At 59.5% G+C, this 2,646-nt stretch carries 3 protein-coding genes; all 3 read right to left on the minus strand.

Going from position 1 to position 2,646, the window contains the following annotated elements:
• On the minus strand, positions 1–1,568 hold a 1,568-nt coding region (locus tag VN887_05595), incomplete at its 3' end, for a thiamine pyrophosphate-binding protein (GenBank protein ID HXT39478.1).
• Positions 1,569–1,879: 311 nt separating this feature from the next.
• Positions 1,880–2,488 carry an RNA 2',3'-cyclic phosphodiesterase gene (gene thpR / locus VN887_05600; GenBank protein HXT39479.1) on the minus strand — a complete coding sequence of 203 codons (609 nt, stop codon included), beginning with the start codon at positions 2,486–2,488 and terminating at the stop codon, positions 1,880–1,882.
• On the minus strand, positions 2,488–2,646 hold a 159-nt coding region (locus tag VN887_05605; GenBank protein ID HXT39480.1), incomplete at its 5' end, for an agmatine deiminase family protein. The genes VN887_05605 and thpR, both read right to left, overlap by 1 nt.

Genomic DNA, 2,646 nt, shown 5'->3' on the forward strand with positions numbered 1-2,646 from the left:
CCGAGATAGGTGTGCCCTCGATTGCCCTTGTAGAATTTGTCTTCCCATTGCACCACCATGCCGAGGTGCTGGTTGTTCAGGATCAGCGCTTTCGCCGCGATTTTCTCGATGTGCGCGGTTGCGAGTTCCTGCACGTTCATCAGAAACGAACCATCGCCGTCGATGTCAATGACCTGTCTGTCCGGGCACGCGACCTTCGCTCCCAGCGCGGCCGGATAACCGTAGCCCATCGCGCCCAATCCGGCGCTGGTCAGGAACTGCCGGGGGAACTTGAACTGATAGTACTGCCCGGCCCACATCTGGTGCTGACCGACGCCGGTTGTGAGAATCGCCTCACCCCCGGTCAGTTCGTACAGAGTCTCAATGACCATCTGGGGCAGGATGACCTCGCTGGACCTGCCGCCCATGTGATCGCGCATGTGCTGCGATTTGAGCACTTCCTCCGTCACCCGGTAACGTAATGGCGCTTTCGCCTTCCACGCGGCAATCTGCTCATGCCAGACCGCGAATCGTTTTTGAACCGGTCGCTTCCCGACCATTTCGTTCAACCGGTGCAGCGCGTATTTGATGTCGCTGACGAGGGGCAAATGAGCCGGTTTGTTCTTGTTGATTTCCGACGCGTCAACGTCGATATGCACGATTGTCCCGGTCTCGCAGAACTTGTCCACTTTGCCGGTGACCCGGTCGTCAAACCGCACGCCGAAAGCAAGCAACAGGTCGGCGCCGGGCGCAACGTTGACGACCCGCTCGCCGTCCTTTTTGAATTCGCCGCTCACCGCCCAGTTGGCATAGGCGGCGCCATGCATCCCGAGCCAGCGGAGTGAAAGGGGATGAGCCTCCGGGAACGCGCCCACACCCATGATGGTCGTGGTGACGGGAATGCCCGTGGCTTCAGCGAACCGACGCAGCTCCTCGCTTGCGTTGCCGCTGATGATTCCGCCGCCGCAGTAAAGCACCGGTCGCTCGGATTTCTCGATCAGTCCAATGATTTCATTCAGCGCGACGTCATCCGCCTTTTTGTTCGGAGCGTATCCGCGCAAATGGACCTCCGTCGGGAACACGGGCTGCGCCTTCTGTTGCTGAATGTTCTTGGGAATATCAATAATCACCGGGCCGGGGCGCCCCGATTGTGCGATGAGAAACGCTTCTTTGACGACCCGGGCAATGTCGTTGATGTCCGTAATCAGATAGCTGTGCTTCACAATCGGGAGCGTCAGCCCGAAAATGTCCGTCTCCTGGAACCCGCCCTTGCCGATCATCGCCTGCGGAACCTGGCCGGTGATGGCCACGACGGGAATCGAATCCATGTAGGCATCGGCGATGCCGGTGACGAGATTCGTCGCACCCGGACCGCTGGTGGCCATGCATACGCCTGCGCGCCCCGACGCCCGCGCGTAACCTTCCGCAGCGAACGCGCCGCCCTGTTCGTGCCTTGGCAGCACCGTGCGAATCTTTTTTGATCGCGTGAGCGCCTGGTGCAGTTCCATGCTCGCGCCGCCAGGATAGGCGAAAATGGTGTCAACGCCTTCACGCTCGAGCGCGGCAACGAGGATTTCGCTGCCCTGCATCGTCGGGCCAACTTCGGCGCGTTCGCGGGGTTCTGCCGCTTTGGTGTCAGTTGTCGTTTTACTCATGTTTTATTTGTGATTTGCGGCCAGTGACGACGCGGGCAAAGAAAAAACCCACGACCGTTGCCAGCCGTGGGTTTTTGTCGAAATTGCTTCAGGCGCGACAAGCCACGGCTGCATCGCCAACTACGACGACCACCAGATTCAAAGCCTGCAGCGCTGCCACATTCATTGGCGGAAGCTAAGCAAATGACCCCCGTGAGGTCAAGCGTTCATTGCGGGACAACTGGCGATCGGGCGATTCCGGTGAACTATTGGCCGGCCAGCATAATCGAAGTCAACTTCCGGTAGCGGGGACCTTCGGACAACAGTTCGCTTTGCACCAGCTCAACCTCGCAGATCATCCATCCGCCCAAAGGAGGGACCGTCACGCGCTCGACGGACTCGCCCACTTTGCGCGCGGCACGGCCTGACACCTTGACCCGGCCAATCGTCAGGTGTGGCCGGAACCCACGTCGCTCGCCGCATTCGCAGAAACGTCCCGTTTCCGTTTGGATCCGGTTCTGAAGCGTCTCCAGAAATTCCAACTCGCCGCCCATGCCGATCCAGATGACGCGCGGAACCTTCGTGTTCGGAAAACAACCAACGCCTTCAAGCGTGAGCCTGAACGACGCCATGCCGTCGCACGCGCGGTTCGCCGCCGCGACGACGCCGTCCAGTTTTACGTCCGGGATGTTTCCAAGAAATTTGAGTGTGATGTGAAGCTGTTCCGGTTTAATCCAGCCGACGGCATTGTCCGGCAGTGCGGATCGCAGTTCATCTTGAGTGGCTTCGAGTTTTTTTGCCAATTCGGCCGCCGGGGTGATGGCGATGAACGTCCGAACATTTTCTGTTGGCGGCACGCCCATACGTGATCTCATTACGCTGGCTCCTGCTGACTGATGCAGTGGAACGAACCAAGGCCCCAAATCAGGTCCGTTGAGTCAATCCCGATGACACGCCGGTCCGGAAAAACCCGGCGCAGGATGGCCAATGCCTCCGAATCGTTGGGGTCGCGATACGTCGGGACGACGACGAT

The sequence above is a fragment of the Candidatus Angelobacter sp. genome, assembly GCA_035607015.1.
Classification (GTDB): domain Bacteria; phylum Verrucomicrobiota; class Verrucomicrobiia; order Limisphaerales; family AV2; genus AV2.